The 17,194-nt window shown below is 62.1% G+C and carries 19 protein-coding genes; 5 read left to right on the top strand and 14 right to left on the bottom strand.

Going from position 1 to position 17,194, the window contains the following annotated elements:
• Positions 1 to 2 precede the first annotated feature (2 nt).
• Genes ETQ85_RS17105 through ETQ85_RS17085 form a run of 5 tightly spaced genes read right to left on the bottom strand, consistent with a single transcriptional unit; the run spans position 3 to position 2,059 of the window.
• Entirely contained in the window at positions 3 to 449 is a 447-nt protein-coding gene (locus ETQ85_RS17105; RefSeq protein ID WP_148580294.1) for an SH3 domain-containing protein, read from the bottom strand.
• A 5-nt stretch (positions 450 to 454) separates the two neighbouring features.
• Complete coding sequence (gene secB, locus ETQ85_RS17100; RefSeq protein ID WP_148580293.1) at positions 455 to 922, bottom strand: protein-export chaperone SecB; 468 nt, start codon at positions 920 to 922, stop codon at positions 455 to 457.
• A 39-nt stretch (positions 923 to 961) separates the two neighbouring features.
• Complete coding sequence (gene grxC, locus ETQ85_RS17095) at positions 962 to 1,231, bottom strand: glutaredoxin 3 (RefSeq protein WP_187394746.1); 270 nt, start codon at positions 1,229 to 1,231, stop codon at positions 962 to 964.
• A gap of 2 nt (positions 1,232 to 1,233) precedes the next feature.
• Complete coding sequence (locus ETQ85_RS17090) at positions 1,234 to 1,650, bottom strand: rhodanese-like domain-containing protein (RefSeq protein WP_148580292.1); 417 nt, start codon at positions 1,648 to 1,650, stop codon at positions 1,234 to 1,236.
• A gap of 43 nt (positions 1,651 to 1,693) precedes the next feature.
• Complete coding sequence (locus ETQ85_RS17085) at positions 1,694 to 2,059, bottom strand: ArsR/SmtB family transcription factor (protein WP_148580291.1); 366 nt, start codon at positions 2,057 to 2,059, stop codon at positions 1,694 to 1,696.
• A 212-nt stretch (positions 2,060 to 2,271) separates the two neighbouring features.
• On the opposite strand from ETQ85_RS17085, the gene ETQ85_RS17080 reads away from it, so the two are divergent.
• Genes ETQ85_RS17080 through ETQ85_RS17070 form a run of 3 tightly spaced genes read left to right on the top strand, consistent with a single transcriptional unit; the run spans position 2,272 to position 4,951 of the window.
• Entirely contained in the window at positions 2,272 to 3,672 is a 1,401-nt protein-coding gene (locus ETQ85_RS17080; RefSeq protein ID WP_148580290.1) for a S41 family peptidase, read from the top strand.
• Positions 3,673 to 3,695: 23 nt separating this feature from the next.
• Entirely contained in the window at positions 3,696 to 4,151 is a 456-nt protein-coding gene (locus ETQ85_RS17075; protein WP_148580289.1) for a hypothetical protein, read from the top strand.
• A 50-nt stretch (positions 4,152 to 4,201) separates the two neighbouring features.
• Positions 4,202 to 4,951: a HesA/MoeB/ThiF family protein gene (locus tag ETQ85_RS17070; RefSeq protein ID WP_148580288.1), complete on the top strand. Its 750-nt coding sequence runs from the start codon at positions 4,202 to 4,204 to the stop codon at positions 4,949 to 4,951.
• Here ETQ85_RS17070 and ETQ85_RS17065 read toward each other — a convergent pair.
• The 8 genes from ETQ85_RS17065 to ETQ85_RS17030 all read right to left on the bottom strand — a co-directional run bounded on the left by ETQ85_RS17065 (position 4,943) and on the right by ETQ85_RS17030 (position 13,489).
• Entirely contained in the window at positions 4,943 to 5,923 is a 981-nt protein-coding gene (locus ETQ85_RS17065; protein WP_148580287.1) for a sterol desaturase family protein, read from the bottom strand. The genes ETQ85_RS17070 and ETQ85_RS17065 overlap by 9 nt on opposite strands.
• Complete coding sequence (locus tag ETQ85_RS17060; protein WP_148580286.1) at positions 5,920 to 6,660, bottom strand: polysaccharide deacetylase family protein; 741 nt, start codon at positions 6,658 to 6,660, stop codon at positions 5,920 to 5,922. Before ETQ85_RS17060 ends, ETQ85_RS17065 begins: the two co-directional genes overlap by 4 nt.
• A complete protein-coding gene (locus ETQ85_RS17055) occupies positions 6,660 to 7,619 on the bottom strand; it encodes a YVTN family beta-propeller repeat protein (protein WP_148580285.1) in 960 nt (319 codons plus the stop codon). Before ETQ85_RS17055 ends, ETQ85_RS17060 begins: the two co-directional genes overlap by 1 nt.
• A 110-nt stretch (positions 7,620 to 7,729) precedes the next feature.
• Positions 7,730 to 8,818: a bifunctional diaminohydroxyphosphoribosylaminopyrimidine deaminase/5-amino-6-(5-phosphoribosylamino)uracil reductase RibD gene (gene ribD, locus ETQ85_RS17050; RefSeq protein WP_148580284.1), complete on the bottom strand. Its 1,089-nt coding sequence runs from the start codon at positions 8,816 to 8,818 to the stop codon at positions 7,730 to 7,732.
• Between the two features lie 11 nt (positions 8,819 to 8,829).
• A complete protein-coding gene (gene nrdR, locus ETQ85_RS17045; RefSeq protein ID WP_148580283.1) occupies positions 8,830 to 9,309 on the bottom strand; it encodes a transcriptional regulator NrdR in 480 nt (159 codons plus the stop codon).
• A gap of 33 nt (positions 9,310 to 9,342) precedes the next feature.
• On the bottom strand, positions 9,343 to 10,593 hold the full coding sequence (glyA, locus tag ETQ85_RS17040) for a serine hydroxymethyltransferase (RefSeq protein WP_148580282.1): 1,251 nt from the start codon (positions 10,591 to 10,593) through the stop codon (positions 9,343 to 9,345).
• A gap of 117 nt (positions 10,594 to 10,710) precedes the next feature.
• Positions 10,711 to 12,750: a methyl-accepting chemotaxis protein gene (locus tag ETQ85_RS17035; protein ID WP_148580281.1), complete on the bottom strand. Its 2,040-nt coding sequence runs from the start codon at positions 12,748 to 12,750 to the stop codon at positions 10,711 to 10,713.
• Between the two features lie 100 nt (positions 12,751 to 12,850).
• Complete coding sequence (locus ETQ85_RS17030; protein ID WP_148580280.1) at positions 12,851 to 13,489, bottom strand: histidine phosphatase family protein; 639 nt, start codon at positions 13,487 to 13,489, stop codon at positions 12,851 to 12,853.
• A gap of 222 nt (positions 13,490 to 13,711) precedes the next feature.
• On the opposite strand from ETQ85_RS17030, the gene ETQ85_RS17025 reads away from it, so the two are divergent.
• The gene (locus ETQ85_RS17025; protein WP_148580279.1) at positions 13,712 to 14,302 is read left to right on the top strand and encodes a TRAP transporter small permease subunit; all 591 of its coding nucleotides are present in this window, start codon (positions 13,712 to 13,714) and stop codon (positions 14,300 to 14,302) included.
• The gene (locus ETQ85_RS17020; protein WP_148580278.1) at positions 14,303 to 15,823 is read left to right on the top strand and encodes a TRAP transporter large permease; all 1,521 of its coding nucleotides are present in this window, start codon (positions 14,303 to 14,305) and stop codon (positions 15,821 to 15,823) included.
• 74 nt (positions 15,824 to 15,897) lie between these two features.
• On the opposite strand, the gene ETQ85_RS17015 is transcribed toward ETQ85_RS17020, so the two are convergent.
• The gene (locus tag ETQ85_RS17015) at positions 15,898 to 17,193 is read right to left on the bottom strand and encodes a dihydroorotase (RefSeq protein WP_148580277.1); all 1,296 of its coding nucleotides are present in this window, start codon (positions 17,191 to 17,193) and stop codon (positions 15,898 to 15,900) included.
• Position 17,194: the final 1 nt, after the last annotated feature.

Raw genomic sequence — 17,194 nt, 5'->3', positions numbered from 1 at the left:
GCTTACAGCCCCCAGATCTGGTTGATGCGGATGAAGCCGCTGGTGCCGTCCCGATGCTTTACCCGGACCCAGCCGTCGGCGGGTTTGTCGGTGAGCTCCAGGACCACGTCCTTGACGGCTTCGAAGGCCAGCGGTGCGCCTGCATCGGGTTTCTGACGGATGTCGGCGCGGGCGGCGGTGATGATCGCGGTGCGCTTCTCGGAAAGCTGACGGCGCTCTAGCCACAGGAGGCTGCCGGCCGGCTCGCGTACCTTTACCCAGCGATCGATGTTCACGACCATTTCGACGGGCGTGTAGCGCTGGATCACGAAAAGCGGCTTGCCCTGCTTCGACGGCGCATCGTAGAGAATGGCCGGCTCGGCCAGGGAGCGGAAGTCCGAGGCCCCGGCCTGCGCTGCCGCGAGGGCGAGCGGCAGGCCGAGCAGCGCCGCGGCGATAAGGCGGCGCATTTTCATTACTGGATGGGCACGTCGGTGCCGGCCTGGGCTGCAGCCTGCTGGCGGTTCTGCTGGTACAGGGCCTCGAAATTGACCGGGGCGAGCACAACCGGCTGGAAGCCGGCGCGGGACACGGCGTCGGACACGGCTTCGCGGGCGTACGGGAAGAGGATGTTGGCGCAACCGATCATCATGATCGGCTCCAGGTCTTCCTGGGGCACATTGCGGATCTGGAAGATGCCGGCCTGGGCGACTTCAACCAGGAAAACGGTCTTCTCGTCGGGCAGCTTGGCCGTGACCGTCACGGTAAGGTTCACTTCGAAGACGCCTTCGTCGACCACATTGCCTTCAGTGCGCAGTTGCACGGCGATCTGGGGGGCTTCGCGCTCAAGGTAGATCTGCGGTGCGTTGGGCACTTCCAGGGACAGATCCTTGACGTAAAGCTTTTCGATGGAGAAGACGGGTTGTTGTGCGGTTTCGGACATGGTGGGTTTTTCCGGTTGAGAAAGAGGCAATGTCTGGTTTCAGGCCGGCTCGCCGCGCAGCAGCGGGTCGAGCTTGCCCTGGTGGTCAAGAGCGAACAGGTCGTCGCAGCCGCCCACGTGGTAGTCGCCGATATAGATCTGCGGCACGGTACGCAGGCCGGTGCGCGTCATCATTTCGTCCCGGCGAGCCGGGTCGAGATCGATGCGCACCTTTTCAATCTCGGTGACGCCCTTGCGGCGCAGCAGCCCTTCCGCGCGAACGCAGTAGGGGCAGACGGCAGTGGAGTACATCAGGATCTTGGGTTGCATGATTATTTCTTCTTGCGGCTGATCGGCATGCCGGCCTGTTCCCAGGCTGCGACACCACCTTCCAGGTTGTGGACGTTGGTGAAGCCGGCCTTGCGCAGGATGCCGCACGCAGAGGACGAGCGACCACCACTCTGACAGTTGAGGATAACAGGCTTGTCCTTGAGTTTTTCGAGTTCGCCGAGGCGCTTCTCAAGGTCGCCCAGAGGGATGTGGCGAGCGTTGAGGAGGTGGCCGGAAGCAAACTCGGCGGCCTCGCGGACGTCGATGACGGTGGCGTCTTCCCGGTTGATGAGTGTGGTTGCCTGGGCCGGAGAAATGCCGCGACTGCCGCCGCGCAGGGATGAGACGATGAGCAGGGAGCCGCTGACGAGAGCTAGCGCAGCCCAGGCCCAGTTCCAGTTTTGCTGGATGAATTCCACTAAAAGTACTCCAGATCGGGGAAAGGAAGGATTTGCTGAAGAATTACTCCGCGCCTTCTGAACAGAAGACTTCGCGCATCATCGCAATCAGTTGCAGGGTACGGGGATCGCCGACCCGGTAATACACCCGGTTGGCATCTTTACGGGTCAGCAGGACACCCTTGTCGCGAAGAATGGCGAGATGCTGGGAAATATTGCTTTGAGACGTTCCGACTGCCTCCACGATTTCCTGTACGCACACCTCCTCGCTGCCAATGATGCAGAGGATCTTGAGGCGAAGAGGGTGGGAGATCGCCTTGAGGGCCCGCGCGGCGGTCTCAATGTGTTCCTGCTTGACGATAAGGTTGACTGAAGCTGTTTTCACGAAATGAGCGGGTTTTTGAGGCGCTTTAATATTATAAAATACCATTTTTTCGCACTTCGGTGCGGATGGCCCGGTGCGGGTCTTGCTTCCGCTTTCCTGGCCTGGATCAAGTTTCAGGCATGCCGCAGCGCCCGCCTGGGGCGGCCGGGGAACCTTTCCGGTTTATACTCATCTTGCTATTCAGGACGAGCCCGACTTCGGGCATGCGATGGCGTTTGCAGGGCTCCATAAGCCCCGGGCGCCCAGACGGAGACTTTATGCGCAGCAAACTGCAACAAGCCGGCCTGGTATTCACCGGGCTTTGTGCCGGGGTTCTTATCAGTCTCAATTTCTCGGCCAATGCGGACAAATCGAGCCTGGCTCCCTTGCCCGTGGAAGAGTTGCGCAACTTGGCTGACGTCTTCAACGCCATCAAGCAGGGGTATGTCGAGCCCGTAGACGACAAGAAGCTGATCACTCACGCGATCAGCGGCATGCTGTCGAACCTCGATCCGCATTCGTCCTACCTGGACGCCGAAGCGTTCAAGGAGCTTCAGGTCGGCACCCAGGGCGAGTTCGGGGGGCTCGGCATCGAGGTTGGTTCGGAAGACGGTTACGTCAAGGTCATTTCGCCCATCGAAGATACCCCGGCCTTCCGTGCGGGCATCAAGGCCGGCGACCTGATCATCAAGCTCGACGATACGCCGGTGAAGGGCATGACCCTCAACGACGCCGTCAAGCGCATGCGCGGCAAGCCCAAGACCAATATCGTCCTCACCATTGCCCGCAAGGGCGAGGCCAAGCCGATTGTCGTGACCCTGATGCGGGAAGTCATCAAGGTGCAGAGCGTCAAGTCCAAGGTGATCGAGTCGGGCTATGGATACGTGCGCGTGGTCCAGTTCCAGGAGCAGACCGCGGCGTCCCTCGCGCAGCATCTGGACAAGCTGGTCAAGCAGGGCGAACTGAAGGGGCTTGTGCTCGATCTGCGCAATGATCCGGGTGGTCTGCTGAATGGTGCGGTCGGCGTATCGGCCGCTTTCCTGCCTCCGAAGGCGCTGGTGGTATCCACCGACGGGCGCGCCGACGACGCGAAACGCAAGTATCTGGCTGTGCCGGAGGATTATCTGCGCGGTTCCCGCGACGACTACATCAAGAGCATACCGGCCTCCATCAAGACGGTACCGATGGTGGTTCTGGTGAATGGCGGTTCCGCCTCCGCGTCCGAGATTGTTGCCGGCGCGCTTCAGGATCACAAGCGTGCCGTGGTGATGGGTACCCAGAGCTTCGGCAAGGGGTCGGTGCAGACTATCCTCCCTCTCAACAGCAATGCCGCCATCAAGCTGACCACCGCGCGTTATTTCACGCCGAACGGCCGCTCCATCCAGGCCAAGGGCATCGTCCCCGATATCGTAGTTGAGGAAACACCCGGCGGGGCGTCCCGCGAGCGTCTGCGCGAGGCTGACCTCGATCGTCACCTCGGCAATGGCAAGGAGCCGGAAGTGTCCAAGGCCGATGTCACGCCCAAGAAAGATGGCGCATCGAAGGGCAAGGACAAGCCAAAGGACGAGGCTGACGAGATGAAGCCGGCTTTCGAAATCTCCGGCAAGGATGACTACCAGTTGTCGCAAGCCGTGAATTTGCTCAAGGGTCTGCAAATCCTCCAGAATAGCGGCAAGTAACCAACATACCGGAGGGTTGAGCCATGCGCCGCGAGACCGCTTACAAGCTGGCTGGACGCAAGCACGAAAGCACCTTGCATCATGCGGGTAGCGGTATTGCCAAGGTTCGCGAGATCCGCTTCAAGGATTTTCCGCCTGGGCAGGCCGCGCAGGCGCGGCGTTCGCTGGCGGCCTTGCGAGGGGTGCAAGTGGAGCCCGGGCGTGACGACTCATCCCTGCTGGTGCGTTACAACGTTCTCGACTACACCCTTGAGTTGCTGGAAAGCTGCCTGATCGATGCTGGCTTTCACCTCGACCGGACACTGCTGATCCGTTTGCACCGGGCGCTGATTTATTATGTGGAGGACACGCAGGTCCATAACCTGCGCTCCCCGGAGCGGCTCATCAAACAATCCCACGAAGTCTATATCAAGGCCTACGCGGCTCATCCTCACGGCGATCACGACGATACGCCCCCGGACCTGCGCGAATATAAATAGACTTTTTACCGGCCGCCGTCTGGCGGCCGTTTTCTTTCTTTTCTCCTCCCATGAACGACGATCAGCTTCTTCGCTATTCGCGCCACATCCTTCTGCCCCAGATCGGTATCGAGGGGCAGTCGGCCATCCTTGCTGCCCGTGTATTGATGGTCGGTGCCGGGGGGCTGGGTTCGCCCGCGGCGATGTACCTGGCGGCAGCCGGGGTGGGGACGCTGGTTCTGGCCGACGGTGACACGGTTGATCTGACCAATCTGCAGCGCCAGATCCTGCACAGCCAGGAGAGCGTCGGGCGGCTCAAGGTCGACTCGGGCCGCGATACGCTGGCACGACTCAATCCCGAGACCCGCGTTATTCCGCTTGGTCGACGCCTTGAAGGCGCCGAGCTGGAGGCAGAAGTCGCGCTTGCCGATGTGGTGCTGGACTGTTCGGACAACTTCGCGACCCGCCATGCCATCAACCGGGCTTGCGTGGCCCACCGCAAGCCGCTGGTTTCGGGGGCCGCGGTCCGTTTTGACGGGCAGTTGTCGGTCTTCGATCTGCGCCATGCCGACAGCCCCTGCTATCACTGCCTGTTTCCGGAGGGGGAGGATGTGGAGGAGGTGCGTTGTGCCGTGATGGGCGTTTTTGCGCCGATCACCGGTATCGTGGGTGCCGTACAGGCCGCCGAGGCCCTCAAGTTGCTGGCGGGCTGTGGCGACGCGTTGACTGGTCGCCTGCTCCTGCTGGATGCGCTGGCGATGGACTGGCGGACAATCCGGCTGGGGCGTGACCTGGCTTGCGCGGTATGCGCCTCACGCTGAAGGCGATTGCCGGTTCCTGCTCGTCAGCGCTTTCCAGAGCAATATCAAGCCGAGTTTCTGCTGGGCCCAGAAGCTGTCTCGTGCGGCGATTTCTTCCGGGCTGCCTTCGTGGATGCCGGTGGGAGGCAGGGACTCCTTGAGATAGAGCGTGCCGAAGAGGATGTCCCACACCGGGAAAAGGATGGCGAAGTTGCAGCCGTAGCGACAATGCCTATCAGCCGGCAACTCGAGGGCATGGTGCCAGCGATGGTAGCGTGGTCCGACAATCAGATAATCACCGATCGGCCCGAAAGCGAGCCGGGTGTTGGTGTGAGAGAGGTTTTCCACCAGCCGCAGGGCGATCAGCAAGCCGATGAAGTGGCCCGGTGGAACGCCGATCAGCAGCGACAGGCAGGCGAACCACAGGCCGGCAATCAGATCGTCTGCCAGATGATTGCGGGAGTCGGTCCAGAAAGACATCTGGCGCTGCGAATGGTGAATGCCGTGGAGTGCCCACCACCAGCCGCAGGTGTGCGACAGCCGGTGCCGCCAGTACTCGGCAAAATCGAGGATCACCAGGTAAATCAAGAAGCTGGCCAGCGGATGGTTGTCGAGGCCGGGGAGCCAGTCTTCCAGTTGGCGCGGAATGATGTCGTTGAAGCGCAGCCAGCTTTCCAGCTCCATGAAAAGGGGCGCGAGCAGGGTAAAAACGGTCAGCGGCACCATGCCCAGGCGGTTGAGCAGCGTGTACAACACATCAACCCGTACGGCCCGGCGTTGTGTCCATCGTTCAGCGGGCCACAGGGCTTCCAGCGGACGCATCAGGACATAGGCAATGGCCAGTTCGATGCCTCCCTGCAGGACGAACTCGATGCCGTCGAAGCCCATTTCCACGTAACTGGCAAGACCGAGGGCGAACAGCACCGGCTGGACCAGTGTGTCGAACAGCCACCCTTGCAGGATGACGAAATAATCGGTCAGATACTGCGTCATTGTGTCGGGATCGTGGCGAAACAGAAACCCTTGCTTTTCAGACTGCCAATGAGTGGGTCCAGCATGGGGGCGAAGGGATCCTTGCGTGACCAGATGCCCAGATGAGCCATCAGGATGTCTCCGCCCTTCAGGTTGGCGAGCGCACGCTTCAGCAGAATCTCGTTGGGGGAGATTTCCGAAGGCAGTTCATCGCCGAGAAAGCCGGCCGGTGCCCAGCCCACATGCCGGTAGCCGCAGGCTTCGGCTGCTTTCAGTGTGAGGGGTGTGGTGCGGCCACCCGGAGCGCGCCACAGGGGGTCGAGCTTGCGACCGGTGAGTTCGGCAAAGCGGATATCCGGCTTTTTCAGCTCGGTGCAGATCTGTTCGACGTCTAGCTGCGTCTGGCTGCCGTCGGGCAGGCGGTAGTTGACCTTGCCACCAGTATCATCCTTGCGGAAGGACCCGTGGCGCCAGGTGTGGCTGCCAAAGGCGTGCCCTTCGGCGACGCGCGCCCTCCAGAACTCGGCCCACGAGGGGTCGAGAGCCATGTCGCCACGCAGGGTTTTTTCCTGGGCGACAAAAAAGGTGGCCTTGACCTGATGTTTCCCGAGGATCTGGGCGATGGCCTCGGCGTGGCGCATGTTGCCGGTGTCGAGGGTCAGGTATAGCGTGCCCTTGCAGATGGGATCTGCCCCGTGGGCGAGGCTGGCGATGGCGATCAGGCAGGCGGCGAGCGTGCCGCGGATGACCCCGGTCATCACTGCCGTGCCGCGTGATTGATGAAGGACACGCCGTGGGGTGAGCGGCCCACGGGAATCGAGTAGGAAACCTTCTTCTGCTCCAGGTCGATCACCTGCACCTTGCGTGCGAAGCGGGCGGTGGCCCACAGCTCCTTGCCGTCGGCACGGATTTCCATGTCGTCGGGGCCGCCGGGCACATCGTATTTCTCCACTTCGGTCAGTGTCTGCATGTCCACCAGGGAGATGCTGCCATTCACGGTGCGGTTGGATACAAAGACGTGCCGGCCGTCACCCCGGGCGAGAAAGTTATGGGCCGCTTTTGCGGTAACGATTTTCTTGATGGTCTTGCGGGCGCGCCAGTCGATGACTTCCACGTAATCCGCACCCATGATGCCGACCAGCAGGTATTTGTCGTCCGGCGTCATGTGGATGCCGGCAGGTGTGGGGCCAACCGGCAGCTTCCACAGGGGTTGCTGGGTCTTGAGGTCGATGGCGAGGATTTCGTTGGAGTCCTGCAGTGTGATGAAGACGAACTGGCTGGCCTTGTCGAAGGCCATGTGGGACGGTGTTTTGGCTGCAGGGATGCGGGTGACCAGCTTGTAGTCGGTGGCGCTGTAGAGATCGACCCGGTCAAGGCGCAGAGAGTTGGCCACGAACCACCTGTTGTCCGGCGAGAAGCCGAGCTGATAAGGATCGGAGATGTTCTTGATGCGCTTCTGTTCCTTGCCGGTCTTCGCGTCGAAGAAGACCAGTTCATTCGAGATCGCACAGGCGACGATCACCGATGTGTCGTCCGGCGTGGCGATCAGGTGATGGGGCTCCTTGCAGGCTGGCGATTTACCGGTTTCCTTGTAGGTTTTGGTGTCGATAAAGCTGACGTTCTCGTCGACCGAATTGAGAACGATGGCGGTTTCCGCGTGGGCGTAGATCGACAGGAAGGCGGAGGCGAGGAGGCCGATCAGGTGCGGGAGCTTCATGGACTGGGCGGGGTGGCGAACAAGTAGCGCTTAACGGCCCGGCATGGGCCACGTTGACCCCCGAGGCTGACTTATGTCAAAGGTTTGCAGATTTCCGGAGAGGCGCCGCTTCAGGCCGGGCGGGCAAGGATGCGCAGGTCGTGACCGACCAGGCGGACGTCGCGGAAGACGAGCTGCCGTTTGTCGGTGAGGCTGGTGAGGGCTGGGAGATTGAAGAGGCCGCCGGCAGCGTCGCCCACCAGCGCGGGGGCGAAGTAGAGGATCAGCTCGTCCACGCAGCCTTCGCGCAGCAGCGAGCCGTTGAGCTTGAAGCCGCTTTCCGCCATGACTTCGTTGATGCCCCGCTGCCCAAGTTCGGTCATCAGGGCAGGCAAATCGACCTTGCCGCCGGTGTTGGGAAGAATCAGTACGTCGGCGCCGCGCCGCTTGAGAGCTGCGATGCGCTCTGCGTCGTCTACGGCCCCGGCGATCAGCACCGGGCTGCCGTCGAGGATTTTGGCGCTGAGGGGGGTTTCGAGGCGGGCATCGACCACGATGCGCAGGGGCTGCCGTTCGGTGGGAATGGCGCGGACGGTGAGTTGCGGGTCGTCGTCACGCACGGTGCCTATGCCGGTCAGTACCGCACAGGAGCGGGCCCGCCAGCGGTGGGCGTCGCGCCGGGCATCATCGCCGGTGATCCACTGGGAGACCCCGTTGTTGAGGGCGGTCTTGCCATCCAGGGTGGCGGCAGCCTTGAGGCGTAGCCACGGTCGGCCGCGGGTCATGCGTGAGATAAAGCCGATATTGAGTTCGCGGGCTTCGGCTTCCTGGATGCCGGACAGTACCTCGATGCCGCTGTCGCGCAGGCGGGTGAGGCCTTTGCCGGCCACCAGCGGATTCGGGTCTTCCATCGCCACGACGACCCGGCTGAGGCCGGCGTTGACCAGGGCTTCGGCACAGGGTGGGGTGCGGCCGTGGTGGGAGCAGGGCTCCAGGGTGACGTAGGCGGTGGCGCCACGAGCTTGCTCGCCGGCCATGGCGAGGGCATGGACTTCCGCGTGGGGTTCGCCAGCGCGAATGTGCCAGCCTTCGCCGACCATCTGGCCGTCACGGACAATGACGCAGCCGACACGGGGATTGGGCGTAGTGGTGTACAGCCCGCGCTCGGCAAGTTCGAGGGCGCGGGCCATCCACCGGTAATCGTCGGCGGTGGCGCTCATGGACAGAATCTTCAGGAGGCCTTGGGAGGACGGCCGCGGGGTTTGGTGGTGACTTCCCGGATGACTTCCGAGAATTCGTCCACGTCCTCGAAGGCGCGATAGACAGAGGCAAAACGGATGTAGGCGACCTTGTCGAGCTTCTTGAGCTCGCGCATGACGAGTTCGCCAATGCGTTCGGAGCCGACTTCGCGTTCACCGAGGGAAAGGAGCTTGGCTTCGATGCGATCGACGGCGGCATCGACGCTTTCGGCGGTGACCGGGCGCTTGCGCAGGGCCAGACTCAGGCTGCCGAGGAGCTTGTCGTGGCTGTAGTCGGTACGACTGCCATTCTTTTTGACCACTTGCGGCATCTTGAGGTCGATGCGCTCATAAGTCGTGAAGCGCTTGTCGCAGGAGAGGCAGCGACGGCGGCGCCGAACGGTGTCACCGTCCTCGTTTTCACGGGTGTCGGTGACCTGGGTGTTGTCGGCGCCGCAGAAAGGGCAATGCATGGGCGAGTGCGCGTGCCTGCCTGTTTACGTCGATTACGCGCCGTACACCGGGAACTTGCGGCACAGCTCGGCTACCTTGGCGCGCACGTTTTCGGTGATGGCTTCGTCGTTGGGATTGTCGAGCACGTCGGCGATGAGGTGTGCGATGCGCTCGGCCTCGATTTCGGTGAAGCCGCGGGTGGTCATCGCCGGTGAGCCGAGGCGGATGCCGGAAGTCACGAAAGGCTTCTGCGGATCGTTGGGGATCGAGTTTTTGTTGACGGTGATGTGGGCACGGCCGAGGGCTGCTTCGGCTTCCTTGCCGGTGATGTTCTTGGACTGGAGGTCGACCAGGAACACGTGGCTTTCGGTGCGGCCGGAGACGATGCGCAGGCCACGCTCTTCACCCAGCACGCGCGCCATCACGCGGGCATTGGCAAGAACCTGTTCCTGGTAGCGCTTGAACTCGGGCTCGGCTGCTTCCTTGAAGGCCACCGCCTTGGCGGCGATGACGTGCATCAGCGGTCCACCCTGGAGGCCCGGGAAGATGGCCGAGTTGAGGGCCTTCTCGTGCTCGGCCTTCATCAGGATGATGCCGCCGCGCGGGCCGCGGAGCGTTTTGTGGGTGGTGGAGGTGACCACGTCGGCGTGGGGCACCGGGTTGGGGTAGTAACCTGCGGCGATGAGGCCGGCGTAGTGGGCCATGTCCACCCAGAAGATCGCGCCGATTTCCTTGGCGATCTTGGCGAAGCGCTCGAAGTCGATGCGCAGGGCGTAGGCGGAGGCGCCGGCAATGATGATGCGCGGCTTGTGCTCGCGGGCCAGCGCTTCCATCTTGTCGTAGTCGATCTCTTCGTTCTTGTCGAGGCCGTAGGCGACGACGTTGAACCACTTGCCGGACATGTTCAGCGGCATGCCGTGGGTGAGGTGGCCGCCTTCGGCCAGGCTCATGCCCATGATGGTGTCGCCGGGCTTGGCGAATGCCATCAGCACGGCCTGGTTGGCCTGGGAGCCGGAGTTCGGCTGGACATTGGCTGCTTCGGCGCCAAACAGGGTCTTGAGGCGATCAATGGCGAGCTGCTCGGCCAGATCGACGAACTCACAGCCGCCGTAATAGCGCTTGCCCGGATAACCTTCCGCGTACTTGTTGGTGAGCTGGGAGCCCTGGGCTTCCATGACAGCTGCACTGACGTAGTTCTCGGAGGCGATCAGTTCGATGTGATCTTCCTGACGACGGTTTTCGGCCTCAATGGCCTGCCACAGTTCGGGGTCAACTTTGGCGAGGGTATTTTGCTTGGAAAACATGGCGATCCAGGTGGGCTTGAGTCAAAAAGAGAGTTTAACACGGCACTTAAGGCTTGCCGAAAGCGACAATCAACCTGCTGCCCTTGAAAGGGCGGCAGGTCTTGCCGGATTGGCGGTTCAAACGCGGAAGTGGCTGACCTTCGCCTCCAGTTCGGAGGCCATTTGTTCAAGCAAGGCTGTTTGCTCGTGAGTGTGACGGGTGACCTGATTGTTCTGTTCGGCCATCTGGGCGATGTGCTCGACGCCGCGAGCCACCTCCTGACTGGCTGCGCTCTGCTCACGCGTGGCATTGGCAATGTCATTGACGGCACTGGTGGTGCGGGCGCTTTCGTTGCGGATGCTCTCAAGCACGGAGCCGGAATCGGTGGCCAGTTGAACGCCGTTGCGCACGCCGCCGGTGACACCGTGAATCATGGCGACAACCCGGTTGGCTTCACTTTGCACTTCTGCCACCGTGGCCGAAATTTCGCGGGTTGAGCTGGCTGTCCGCTCCGCCAGTTTGCGTACTTCGTCGGCGACCACCGCGAAGCCACGGCCACTCTCGCCGGCCCGGGCCGCCTCGATGGCTGCGTTAAGGGCCAGCAGGTTGGTTTGGTCAGCGATCTCGTTGATGATCTTGCCGATGTTGGAGATGCGCGCTGAACGTTCCGAAAGCAGATTTACCGCTTCGCCGGCCTTGTCGATCTCGCTGGCGATCCGGTCCATGCCGCCGATCATGTCACGTACCTTGGCGCCACCGTCGTCCGTATGGGCCTGGGCCCGCTGGGTGATGTCGTGGGCGAGGGCGGCACTGTCGGATACGTGGGTGATGCTGACCGACAGTTCTTCAATGGCGGAGGCGAGGCCCGACGCCGCTTCGCTCTGGATCGAGGTGGCACTGACCACGTTGTCGGAGCCGAGGCGGACTTCACGGGCGGCGGCCTTGACGGCATTGGATGTCCGGACGACATCGCTGATCAAGGTTCCGATCTGGCGGGTGGTGGTGTCCAGCGAGCGGGTAATCAGATGAAGTTCGTTGCTGCTGCTGGCAGGCGTATCGGGGAAGCGCACGGTCAGGTCTCCCTGGCCGATGCGCTGGGTGGCATCGAGCAGGCCGCGAATGGGCGACAGGCGATTGCGGGTGATGAGGTACAGAACCAGCGTCAGCAGCAGGGCGCCACCCAGGCACAGGGCAATCAGGGTGTTGCGCAGGCTGCGGGCTTCAACGGTGAATTCGTCGATGAAGCTGCCTGTGGCGACAATCCAGCCCCACGAGGGCGCATTTTCGAAAACGACCATCTTGGGCTCGGTCTCAGGCCCGCCGGGAGTGCGGCTCCAGTTGTAGGTCATCATGCCCTGCTTGCGCCGGACTTGCTCTTCCACGATACGGGTCAGGCCCGGATTGTTGATTTCGCCGAGCAGCTTGCCCCCGAGGGTTGGATGGTAGATGAGTTCGGTCTTGGCGATGTCTTCGTTTGGCGCCAGCACATAAGCGTAGCCGCTGCTGCCGGACTTGATGTCGGCGAGGGACTTGAAGAGGCGCTCCATGTCGCCCTGGATGGCAACGCGTGCGGCGAGGGCGCCGACAACCTTGCCACTATCATCGGTAATGGGGTCTATCGCAGAGATATAGTATTTGCCGGACCGCTTGACGACACCGACATAGCTTTTGCCGGAAAGGAGGGCCCGCACTTCATTGCTGTTCTGGGGAATCGGGGTTCCTTCCGTGCTTTTGCCATCCTTGCTCTTGAGGAGCGTGGCGGCACGAATGAATTCGTCGCCGATGCGCAGGAGCAGGGCCGGGTCAGCGTCGATTTGCTGACGCAGGGTTTCCAGCAAGGGGATATTGCCGTTAACAATCCGGTCTCCACTGCGGACGACGGGAATCTGATAAGTGCCCGAGGCGGCCATGTCGGGGCCAATGCGCAGTTTTCCAAGGTTGTCTTTAAGGCGTGTCACACCCTTGCCGGCATGGGCGACGGCGTTGTCATGGCTCAGTTCGAGCATGCGGACCACGCCCTTGATCTGGTTGTTGAGCTCCTCCTCGGTCTTTGCCACGGCAGCGTGTTCGGCAAAGTAGGTAGTAAACGCAATCAGCGCAGTAAATATGGCAATGCTGACGATTGTTGCAGCCAGAGCGATCTGGTGAACGAGGGAAAAGCGATTGAGATTCAGCATGACGGGGCTCCGGCCGGTTTTGCCATAATGGCAAGTGACGAACCGGAGAAACGGCTGGTCTCCCGGAAACTTTAGCGAAAGGTGATATTCGACGCTTGCATCATGCGTTAGGCAGTTCGTCGAGGGCGCCAGCCAGATGGCGTTGTTCGGCCCAGGCGATCAGTGACCAGTTTTCGCCGTCGTGGCCGATCCAGTTCAGTGCGGCGTTGGGAATGGTGAAATCCCGGGGCGCCTCCAGGTGCTTGCCGGTGGCGAGGCGATGGGCGATGTCGAGTACACCGCCGTGGGTGACGACCAGCACCGTGCCGCCCTGATGTATCTTGGCGATGTGTTCGAGGGCCGTGTGGATGCGGCCGGCGAACTCGCGCAGGCTCTCGCCGCCCTCGGGAAAGACGAAGTCCGGGTCGCGAGTTTCGAAGCGCCGATAGTCCACGGGGAAGCGGGTTCGGGCTTCGTCGTAGGTGAGGGCCTGAAAGCCGCCATAGTGACGCTCGCGCAGGCCGGCATCAAAGCCGGGCGTCAGGCCGCAGTGGGTGGCAATGGCGGCAGCGGTCTGGCGGGCGCGGGTGAGGTCCGAGCAGTAGGCGGCGTCGAAGCGCTCGCTGGCAAGGCTGGTTGCGGTAGCGCGCGCCTGGGCGAGGCCGGTTTCGTTGAGGGGGATGTCGATGTGGCCCTGGAGGCGTCGTTCGGCATTCCAGGCCGTTTCACCGTGGCGAACCAGGCAGATGCGGGTAGACATTGTTGCGATACGGTATCGGGAAAAAGGACCAAAAGTATCTCATGAGCCGGGTAGTGAAGGCGGAGGGATGCCGCGCCGCTGCCGGGTTTTCAGGAGCGTGACGCTACGGTAGGCGTAATCCCTGATTGTTGCCTGCCCAATCTCGCCGATAATCCGACCCCATAAAATGCTGCTGCATCACTTGGCAGTCAGAGATTCTTACAATCAAAGGAGGTGCGGGACGTGCAAGCCCTGCTCAAGATATCGCGCGCCATTGATGCGCTTACCGAACGCGTCGGCAAGGCGACGATCTGGCTGGTCCTGATCGTTACCCTGATCAGTGCCATCAATGCCTTTGTGCGTTACGCCGTCAATTACAGCTCCAATGGTTTGCTGGAGATCCAGTGGTACCTCTTTTCGGCGATCTTTCTTTTGTGCGCCGGCTACACCCTGATGCGCAACGAGCACGTACGCATCGATGTGGTGTCGAGTCATTTTTCACCCCAGGTCCTGGCGTGGATCGACATCGTTGGCACGCTCTTCTTTCTGGCGCCGATGGCGGTGGCGGTGCTCTACCTGTCGTGGCCGATCTTCGTTAACTCCTTCCTTAATAACGAGTACTCGTCCAACGCCGGCGGCCTGATTGTCTGGCCGGTGCGCGCGCTGGTTCCGGTGGGTTTCTTCCTGCTGATCCTTCAGGGGTTCTCCGAACTGATCAAGCGTATTGCCTTCCTCAAGGGCCTGATCAGCGATCCCAACGCCAAGCAGCATGTTCCGACTCCCGAAGAGGAGCTGGCCAGGGCCATCAAGCAACAGCGCGGGGAGACCGTTTAAATGGAGTTCATTGCTGCCAACATGGCGCCCCTGATGTTCGGGTCGCTGGTCATCTTCTTGTTGTTCGGCTATCCAGTGGCTTTCGCCCTGGCCGCCAATGGCGTCGTCTTCGGCCTTATCGGCATCGAATTGGGCCTGCTTACCCCGGCCCTGTTCCAGGCGCTGCCTGACCGTATCTTCGGGGTGATGTCCAACGACACCCTGCTCGCCATTCCCTTTTTCACCTTCATGGGCCTGGTCCTCGAACGATCAGGCATGGCCGAGGATCTCCTCGATACCATCGGCCAGCTCTTCGGCCCGGTGCGCGGCGGCCTGGCTTTTGCGGTGATTTTCGTTGGTGCGATTCTTGCGGCGACGACCGGCGTGGTGGCCGCTTCGGTGATCTCCATGGGCCTCATCTCGTTGCCGATCATGATGCGCTACGGCTATGACCAGCGCCTCGCCACGGGCGTGATCGCGGCCTCCGGCACACTGGCGCAGATCATTCCGCCGTCCCTCGTGCTGATCATCATGGCCGATCAGCTCGGTCGTTCGGTGGGCGACATGTACCAGGGGGCGCTGATTCCGGGCCTTGTGCTGACGGCTCTGTATGTTGGCTATGTGGGCTTGGTGGCAGTCTTCAAGCCCGCCATGGCGCCGGCCCTGCCGCCCGAAGCGCGGACCCTGCGCGGCGCCAAGCTGTTCCTGCGTGTGCTGACAAGCCTGGTGCCGCCGCTGCTGCTGATTTTCCTGGTTCTCGGCACCATCTTCCTGGGTATTGCGACGCCTACCGAAGGTGGTGCGATGGGGGCTTTTGGCGCCCTGATGATGGCCTTCATGCGCAAGCGCCTCGACATTTCCTTGCTCAAGCAGGCTATGGAAACCACTGCCAAGCTGACTACCTTCGTGGTCTTCATTCTGGTGGGCGCGCGGGTGTTTTCGCTGACCTTCTATGGCGTGGAGGGGCATCTGTGGGTCGAGCATCTGCTGGCCGGACTGCCCGGTGGTCAGCTTGGTTTCCTGATCGTGGTGAACATCCTGATCTTCCTGCTGGCCTTCTTCCTCGATTTCTTTGAGCTGGCCTTCATCGTGGTGCCGCTGTTGGCGCCGGTGGCCGAGAAACTGGGTATCGATCTGATCTGGTTCGGCGTGCTGCTCGGGGTGAACATGCAGACTTCCTTCATGCATCCGCCCTTTGGTTTCGCGCTGTTCTACCTGCGCTCGGTGGCGCCGCCATCCATCAAGACGACCCAGATTTACTGGGGGGCGGTGCCTTTCGTCATCATCCAGATCATTATGGTGGCGATCATCATCCTGTTCCCGCAACTGGTGACGATGGGGCTCGACAAGCAGGCGACCGTCGATACCGATACGGTGGAGATTGTCGTGCCGGAAGGCGAGGCCCAGGACGACACGCCGATTCAGTTCGGCAACGAACCCAAGGATGAAGCCGCGAAACCTGCCGATGACGCCATTCCTGCCGTACCGGAGGATGATGCTGTCAAGGCCCTCGAAAAGGCCTTGCAGGGTGACAAGAAGTAACAGGCCCCCTGAATGACGTGAAAAAGGCCCGGAGTGAAAGCTCCGGGCCTTTTTAATACACCCCGCGCGGAGGTTCAGCGCTTGGTGAGGTTCCCGGCTTCGTACATCAGGGAGCCTTCGACCAGCGTGTAATGCACGCGGCCCGGCAGTTCGAGGCCCAGGAAAGGTGTGTTCTTGCCCTGGCTTTTCAGCATGCTGCGGGTGATGAGCTGGTGGGTATCCGGGTCGAAGATGCAGATGTCGGCACGGGCACCAACCGACAGGTGACCGCCCTTGGCAATGCCAGCGATTTTTGCGGCTTCGGAGGTGATGCGGGCCAGCGCGTCGAGCAGCGGCAACTTGTGCTCCTGGGCCCATTTGAGGGTCAGGGGCAGGAGCAGTTCGAGGCCGGTGGTGCCGGGCTCGGATTCGCTGAAGGGTGCCTGCTTGGCGTCGTCATCGACCGGCGTGTGGTCGGAACAGATGGCGTTGATGCGGCCATCAGCCAGTGCCTTCGACAGGGCCGCACGGTCGCGCTGGCTGCGCAGGGGGGGTACTACGTGACAGTGGGGGTTGAAATAGCCGATGTCCATGTCGCACAGGTGCAGGTGGTGGGCGGCTACGTCGCAGGTCACATCGACGCCGTCCTTGCGGGCCTGTTCGATCAGATCGAGGCTCTCGCCGCTGGACAGGCGGGTGATGTGCAGCTTGGCGCCGGTCTGGCGGGCCAGGCGCAGGTAGGTGAACAGGGCGACGATCTCGGCGCTGGCCGGAATGCCGGGCAGGCCGAGGCGCGAGGCGACTTCGCCGTCGTGGGCGACGCCGCCCTTGGCCAGGTAGGGATCAAGGGGCTGCAGCCACACGCGGAAGCCGAAGGTGCTGGCGTACTGCATGGCGCGGCCGAGCACGCGGGTGTCGAGGATGGGCGTGTTGGCCTGGCTGAAGGCGACACAGCCGGCTTCGACCAGCTCGGCCATCTCGGACAGGTGTTCGCCCTTGAGGCCGATGGTCAGCGCGCCGATCGGGTACACGTGGGCGCGGTTGAGCTTCTTGGCCCGGTAGCACAGCATTTCGACGAGGCCCGGTTCGTCGAGCACCGGGTCGGTGTCGGGCGGAATGGCCAGGCTGGTGATGCCGCCGGCCATGGCCGCGTCCATCTCGGATTCGAGGGTGGCCTTGTATTCGAAGCCGGGCTCGCGCAGGCGCGCTGCCAGGTCGATGAGGCCGGGGGCGACGACGAGGCCGCTGGCGTCGAGGGTGCGCGTGGCGGTGAAACCGTCGGGGGCCGTGCCGACGCCGACGATCTTGCCGTCGGCGATGAAGAGGTCGTGCTGGGCGTCGATGCGGTTGGCCGGGTCGATCAGGCGGCCGTTCTGGATGTGGATGTTCATC

The sequence above is a fragment of the Zoogloea oleivorans genome, assembly GCF_008107625.1.
Classification (GTDB): domain Bacteria; phylum Pseudomonadota; class Gammaproteobacteria; order Burkholderiales; family Rhodocyclaceae; genus Zoogloea; species Zoogloea oleivorans.
This window is presented reverse-complemented; position numbering and strand designations above follow the sequence as displayed.